Raw genomic sequence first — 6,517 nt, 5'->3', positions numbered from 1 at the left:
GCCACCTTGGTGGCCTCGATGATGTCCCGCACTTTCTTGTTGATTGTCGTAGGCGTGATGCCGTGCTTCTCATTATGGGCAATCTGAATTTCACGGCGGCGCTGGGTTTCGCTCATCGCCTTCTCCATGGAATCCGTAATGCGGTCGCCGTACAGAATGACACGTCCATCAGAGTTACGGGCCGCCCGGCCGATTGTCTGAATAAGTGAACGCTCGGAGCGGAGGAATCCTTCCTTGTCAGCATCGAGGATGGCGACAAGGGAGACCTCCGGCAGGTCAAGACCTTCTCTTAATAAGTTAATACCCACCAGTACATGGAACGTACCGAGCCGGAGATCACGCAGGATGGCCATCCGCTCCAACGTCTTGATATCAGAGTGCATATAACGCACCTTAATCCCGATTTCCTTGAAGTAATCGGTCAGATCCTCGGACATCTTCTTCGTAAGTGTTGTAACGAGTACACGCTCATCACGCTCTACACGGTCACGGATTTCACTGATCAGATCATCGATCTGGCCCTCTGTAGGGCGTACTTCGATGATCGGATCCAGCAGGCCGGTAGGACGGATAATCTGCTGCACCATAGTATCGCAGTGCTCCATTTCGTATGGTCCCGGTGTAGCAGACACATATACAATCTGGTTCACTTTCTCTTCGAATTCCTCGAACTGCAGCGGACGGTTATCCAGCGCGGACGGCAGGCGGAAGCCATGCTCTACCAATACTGTCTTACGCGCACGGTCACCATTATACATAGCCCGGATCTGCGGCAGCGTTGCATGGGACTCATCAATAACAATCAGCATATCATCCGGGAAGTAATCCATTAAGGTATATGGAGTCGCTCCCGGCTCACGGAAGGTAAGCGGGCCGGAATAGTTCTCGATACCGGAGCAGAAGCCCACTTCCTTCATCATCTCAATATCATACCGCGTCCGCTGCTCCAGGCGCTGGGCTTCCAGCAGCTTGCCCGCATCACGAAGCACAGCAAGCCGTTCCTCAAGCTCCCGCTCAATGTTGATAATAGCTACACGCATTGTTTCTTCCTGGGTGACAAAGTGCGAAGCCGGGAAGATCGCGATATGATCGCGCTCACCAATCAGCTCTCCTGTGAGAACATCAATCTCGGTAATGCGCTCTATCTCATCTCCGAACAGCTCCACACGGATCGCATGCTCCCCCTGTGAAGCCGGGAAGATCTCGACCACATCGCCGCGTACCCGGAACGTCCCGCGTACGAAGTTAATGTCATTGCGCTGGTACTGGATCTCCACGAGCCGGCTCAGAATCTGATTGCGCGGCTTCTCCATCCCTACCCGCAGTGTCAACAGCATACTTCCGTATTCCTGCGGCGAACCGAGGCCATAAATACAGGACACACTCGCAACAATAATAACGTCACGCCGTTCGAACAGCGAACTGGTGGCGGAGTGCCGGAGCTTGTCAATTTCTTCATTTATGCTGGAATCTTTCTCTATGAAGGTATCGGAGGAAGGAATGTATGCCTCTGGCTGGTAGTAATCGTAGTAACTGACGAAGTAATCAACGGAGTTGCTTGGAAAAAATTCTTTGAACTCACTCGCCAGCTGCGCCGCAAGCGTCTTGTTGTGCGCTATAACCAGTGTCGGGCGGTTCAGTTTGGAAATTACTTGTGCGATGGTAAAGGTCTTGCCTGTACCTGTCGCTCCCAGCAGCGTCTGGTGCTTCTTGCCCTGCCGGATGCCGTCCAATAATTCTTCTATGGCATGAGGCTGATCGCCCTGGGGTGTATACTCGGACTCCAGTTCAAATGTCTTTGTACTGACGACAATATCACTCATTTGCCCGTCTCCCCTCTATCGTCTAAAATATGTCAAATACCCGCACTACCCCGCTTTGGCGGAATTGAAGTGGGCGCTTGTGTCAAATCTTTCGATCTGGTTGTTCCGCTCTCACGAAACCACTCTACACTTATGTCTGACCGATAGTGCAAACGTATCTGATGATACTCCTATCTTCGAGTGCCGGCATATAAGGATGGTTGACTTCACCCCTACCGCGAAGGCTATACCTTCGCAGTAACTGTACTGATATGTTCAATTCCTTTTCGGTACAGATTCATAGCGCCAATACGATCATCATTTGACTTGTACTGGCAATCACAACAGGTAAACGCATGAGCTTTCTTATTTCGATTACGTTTGTCCTTATGTCCACATTTGGGACACGTTTGGGAGGTGTACTTAGGATCGACGACTACCACCATATGCCCATACATTTCTGCTTTGTACGTCAGCAGTTCGCGAAATTGGTAAAAGGCCCAAGATACACTCACATAACGGTGACGCACATGCACCTTCTCTGTGGATTTTCGTACACCGCTCAAATCCTCTAAAACAAATAATGTACCATCTGGGTACTGTTCAACGAGTGCCTTCGTGATTTGATGATTGATATCACACACGTAACGGTTTTCTCTTGAACCAATTTGTTTCAGCCGATGACGAGCGGAAGATGTACGGCATTGCTGTAATTGCTTTCGAAGGGCTTTAAATTTTCCACGTTTATGTTTCACTTCACGCCCCTTAAAAAAACGGGTTTTCCCCTTACTGTCAAAGGTGGTGGCAAGGAAATTCAGACCGAGATCAACACCTACGACATTAATGATGCGGTCATCATTTAATGGACTTTTTTCTTTTGACATCGGAATATGGAGAAACCATTTATTAAAGCGGTATATAAGTTTTGCTGTACCAAACTTCCAAGTCCCACCAAAGAATTTCTTCATCCCTTTTTTGATGTATGAAATCTTCATTCTTCCCTCTAGCGTATTTACCGAAAACAAGCGATCATTTAGAGAATAGTCGCGATTCCATACCAGATCGTACTCCGGTTGTTTAAAGCAAACAAGGGTCCAGCGATGCTTGTTCGACTGAACTGCTTTATAACGCGCAATCACCGTCTTCATCACAGATTGAGCCATTTGACTTTTTAAGCCAAACTGATGTCGTAATTTCCGGTAGTATAACGCATTCAGAGCAGATTGTTTCAATTCCCTAGTCTCATATACTCTCTCAGAAAGCCAATTCAATCCTTGTTGATAAGCATTCAAGGTGCTCTGTAACGACTCCATAGCAGGTTGAGGAACAATCAATTGAATTTTAGCGGTAATAGTTATCATGTATTTACCACCTTACACTATATTGCTTTTATGCCGATTATAGTGAATAGAGAATGATTTATACTAGATAGGAGGATAGAGAAAAACCGAAGATAATCCCTCCCCATCCACACCTTAAATGGTCCTGCAGCGGGAGTATCCTTGCCTAATATTAGATGACTATATTATAATTCTAACCCTAATCGTCCCCTTTCCATACCGTACTGAAAAATATGGAAGATAGGAATACACGTTCCCGTTTATTATACAGCGTTGCCCAGATTGATGCAAACCATAATATATAGAAATTTAAGGAGCCTGAACTTATGGATATCACTTCAATTATCGGCCTGCTGGCAGGCCTTGCCGCAATGATCGGCGGCTTTCTCTGGGAGGGAGGAAGCTTATCGGGCCTGCTGCAGTTGAATGCCGCGCTTATCGTATTTGGAGGTACGCTTGCCGCTGTACTCATCAGTTTTCCGGCCTCCAGATTACGCAGCGTCCCGGCGGCTCTGCACCTGGCATTCGGCAGACATCCCGACACCACCCAGGAGAAGGCCGAAGAGCTGATCTCCATGGCGGCAATTACTCGGCGCGGGGGTGTGCTCGCACTGGAGAAGAGAGCGGAGGAGCACCCCGATACCTTTACCCGCGAAGGGCTTTTTCTAATTGTCGACGGCACCGATCCTGATCAGGTCCGGCAAATTCTTGAACTGGAAATGGACGCCAAGGAACTGAAGTATGAAGGCTATGCCAAAATCTTCGAAGCCGCCGGCGGCTACGCTCCAACTATGGGGATCATCGGCACCGTAATGGGATTGATACGGGTACTCAGCAATCTGACGGACCCTTCTAATCTGGGGGCCTCGATCGCCGTCGCTTTTACAGCAACGCTCTATGGCGTAGCCAGTGCTAATCTTATATTTTTACCCATCGCCTCCAAAATCAAATCCCGCAGCCAAAGCGAACTGGGCAGCATGGAGATGCTGCTTGTCGGTATCCTGTCCCTGCAGAATGGGGATCATCCGCACCTGGTCCGCAAAAAACTGACCGCCTTTATTCCCGATGTTTCCCCGGGGCGCAGCAGTAAAAACAACCAGGGAGACCCGCTATGAGACAAAGAAACCGCCGCCAGCGGCGTAGTGGAGGTAAGGAGAACCGGGACCGCTGGATGATTACCTATGCGGATCTGATTACGCTTCTGCTCATTTTTTTCATCATCCTGTACGCCATGAGCAGTCTGGATACGCAAAAATACGCGATCGTTACCGGTTCATTATCTGATACCTTTAAGAGCGGCAGTCCTGTGCTTGAAGGCGGAAATGGAGTGCTGGATGGTAATCAGGGGAACACGGGAGCCGCAGTCTCGAATGAACAAGAAGCAGGCGGAAGCACCGGTGGCGGTCTTTCTTCCGGGGGCAATGTGAAGGAGAATGGTTCGAACGGAACCGGGACGGGCACGGATACCTCCGGGCAAAACGGGGAAACTGCAGAACACCAGCCTTCGGCGCGTGAGCTCGCTTTTCGTGAGCAGGAGGCCAAACTGGCCGCGCTTATGGGTGTAATCACCAAATACGTGGAAGATAACAACCTTGGGGAGCAGATCTTTGTAGCGGATAAACCGCAGGGCATTGCCATCACGCTTAGCGACCGGTTCCTGTTCGATGCCGGCAAAGCCGAGCTGAAATCACCTGCCTTCCCGGCACTGCGCCAGCTCTCCGGCCTGTTCCGCGGAATCGGTGCCACGATCAGCATCGAAGGCCATACCGACAATGTTCCGGTAACCGCCGCTTCAGATTACACGGATAACTGGGAGCTATCCGGCGCCCGCGCACTCTCTGTGCTGCGCTTCTTCCTGGATAACGAGGGGCTTAGCCCCGATACTTTTCAGTATGCCGGTTACGCGGATACCAGACCTGCCTACAATAACGCTACCGTTGAAGGGCGGCAGAAGAACCGCCGGGTCGAACTCATTGTCCTGCGGCAGCTTCAGGAGGAAGAATAACACGTATTTGCAAGCGAATCAGCTCAGAGATCTGCAGATGAGAAGGCACGGCAACCATTTGCTAGTATAAGGAGATTGAACGCTATGCAGACTACAAACGGAACGACACCGGACGCCACCCGTTTTCTCTATTTTCTGCGGCAGCTGGTTTCGCTGATCATGATTGTTTTTGCTCAGGGAATAATTACCTTCTTCATTGGCTTATCATCTGTATTTATGATGTTCTTCTCCTCCGATTACTTCTGGGGAGACCTGGCCCATGTGTATCCACCCGATAAACTGATGTATATAGGCATTGACTTCCTTATTGCCGGCGCAGCCTTTGCCCTGCCCTGGCTCGGGGTCTGGTGGATGCTCTACGGGCTGTCCGAGGATGGACGCATCCGCTGTTTCCCTCTTCTTTTACTCTTCGCTTATCTGACATTTGTGATCCTCTTTCTGCAGATCAATCCGGTCTATAACCCGGAAGCCATGATCCCTTCCTCCGCCGGGGAATCCACATTTCTGGTCTGTATGGGCATGTCTGCCGTGGTGCTTTTCCCGTTTTATTCGGCCGGTGTGTATTACTTCGTGCTCAAACCCAATGTCCGTCCCAGAAAAAGATACCGGTTTCTATTGCTGTGCCTTATCTTTGCCGTTGCTGGTTTGACTCTGCTCCCCGCCCTTTGGCACTTGGCTCCCCGCATTTATCCAGGCCTGCTCAGCTTTCCGGAATGATACAGAAACGCAAAAAGACAGACCTCTCACATTAGTAACATCCAATGTAATAAGAGAAGCCTGCCATGTTCATCTGTTCGTAAATCCAGTTCAGTCATCTATTCTAAAAATCCGGGTACATAAACGGTTGAAACTATTCCCCAACCAATTCCTTATAAGCAGCCGCATCCAGCAGGCCGGAAGCTGCCTCGGCAAACTCACCGTCAAGCTCCAGCTCAAAAATCCAACCGCCGCCGTATGGCTGATCATTGATCAGCTCCGGACTGGATTCGAGTGCGTCGTTGATCTTGGTTACCTTGCCGGATACCGGCGAGTACAGCTCCGACACCGTCTTAACAGACTCGATACTGCCTACGCTGTCGCCCGCGGAAATGGCTGCGCCGACTTCCGGAAACTCAACAAACACGATGTCGCCCAATAAATGCTGCGCATGATCCGTAATTCCCACACGTACTACGCGTCCTTCACCCTGCTGTGCCCATTCATGCTCTTCGCTGTATAGCAGGTTGTCCAACACTTCACTCATTTCCAAGCCGCCTCTTTTCCACATTTGGAGTTCTAAATTTAGTTATAGCCTAAGTTATGACCTTGCCTAATGTCAATATAACTGACAGGAAAATTAAATTTGTCATCTTTTTGACGTTTTTTGATTG

The 6,517-nt window shown here is 49.7% G+C and carries 6 protein-coding genes; 3 read left to right on the top strand and 3 right to left on the bottom strand.

What is annotated here, in order from left to right:
- Window positions 1–1,823, bottom strand: a 1,823-nt coding sequence (gene uvrB, locus QW71_RS20485) for an excinuclease ABC subunit UvrB (protein ID WP_039302843.1), incomplete at its 3' end; no start/stop codon positions are given.
- A gap of 224 nt (window positions 1,824–2,047) precedes the next feature.
- On the bottom strand, window positions 2,048–3,163 hold the full coding sequence (locus tag QW71_RS20480) for an RNA-guided endonuclease TnpB family protein (RefSeq protein WP_039302840.1): 1,116 nt from the start codon (window positions 3,161–3,163) through the stop codon (window positions 2,048–2,050).
- A gap of 305 nt (window positions 3,164–3,468) precedes the next feature.
- On the opposite strand from QW71_RS20480, the gene QW71_RS20475 reads away from it, so the two are divergent.
- The 3 genes from QW71_RS20475 (at window position 3,469) to QW71_RS20465 (ending at window position 5,864) form a co-directional block, all read left to right on the top strand.
- Window positions 3,469–4,257 carry a flagellar motor protein gene (locus tag QW71_RS20475; protein ID WP_039302837.1) on the top strand — a complete coding sequence of 263 codons (789 nt, stop codon included), beginning with the start codon at window positions 3,469–3,471 and terminating at the stop codon, window positions 4,255–4,257.
- On the top strand, window positions 4,254–5,147 hold the full coding sequence (locus tag QW71_RS20470) for a flagellar motor protein MotB (protein ID WP_039302835.1): 894 nt from the start codon (window positions 4,254–4,256) through the stop codon (window positions 5,145–5,147). The genes QW71_RS20475 and QW71_RS20470 overlap by 4 nt, the downstream gene beginning before the upstream one ends.
- An 84-nt stretch (window positions 5,148–5,231) precedes the next feature.
- Entirely contained in the window at window positions 5,232–5,864 is a 633-nt protein-coding gene (locus QW71_RS20465) for a hypothetical protein (RefSeq protein ID WP_039302833.1), read from the top strand.
- 133 nt (window positions 5,865–5,997) lie between these two features.
- Here QW71_RS20465 and gcvH read toward each other — a convergent pair whose 3' ends face one another.
- Window positions 5,998–6,390, bottom strand: a complete 393-nt coding sequence (gcvH, locus tag QW71_RS20460) for a glycine cleavage system protein GcvH (RefSeq protein ID WP_039302830.1) — start codon at window positions 6,388–6,390, stop codon at window positions 5,998–6,000.
- Window positions 6,391–6,517: the final 127 nt, after the last annotated feature.

Origin of the sequence: Paenibacillus sp. IHB B 3415 (genome assembly GCF_000802655.2) — a bacterium.
Classification (GTDB): Bacteria; Bacillota; Bacilli; order Paenibacillales; family Paenibacillaceae; genus Paenibacillus_AQ; species Paenibacillus_AQ phytohabitans.
The sequence above is the reverse complement of the archived record's forward strand: the minus strand, read 5'-3'. Positions and strand labels throughout refer to the sequence as shown.